Raw genomic sequence first — 623 nt, forward strand, 5'->3', positions numbered from 1 at the left:
AGTATCAATCGAGTTCAACGTTTGATGAAACAAGCAGGCATCCAATCATGTATTGTAAAAAAATTCCGCCCAACACCAACACAAAAGCCCGTAGAAGAACGAGAAAATGTATTAAATCAAGATTTCACTACAACAACAATCAACGAAAAATGGGTAGCTGATATTACATATGTCCATACGCTTCGTGATGGTTGGTGTTATCTAGCGTCCGTTCTTGATTTACATACAAAAAAAGTGGTCGGATATAAATTCTCTCGTACCATGACATCAGAAATTGTGCTGGAAGCACTTCAGAATGCGATTCAAGATCAAAAGCCCGATCCTGGTCTTATCGTGCATACAGATTTAGGAACACAATATACAAGTGAAGCCTTTCAAAAACTACTAAAAAAACATGAAATGGTTCCGTCATTTAGTCGAAAAGGATGTCCATATGACAACGCTTGTATTGAATCTTTTCATGCCATATTGAAAAAAGAAGAAGTGTATCTAACCAAATACGAAAGCTTTGAGACAGCGAGAATTGCGTTATTTCAATTCATCGAAGGTTGGTATAATCGAAAACGAATTCATGGAAGCATTGGTTATTTGACACCGGATGAATACGAAAAAATGTGCCGAAT

Annotated in this window: 1 protein-coding gene; it reads left to right on the forward strand. The window is 36.8% G+C overall.

Annotated features, from left to right (window positions below):
• Positions 1–623: IS3 family transposase (locus FKZ59_RS14470; protein WP_246045925.1), on the forward strand; the 623-nt coding region annotated here is incomplete at both ends.

The organism is Ureibacillus terrenus (assembly GCF_006569205.1).
Classification (GTDB): domain Bacteria; phylum Bacillota; class Bacilli; order Bacillales_A; family Planococcaceae; genus Ureibacillus; species Ureibacillus terrenus.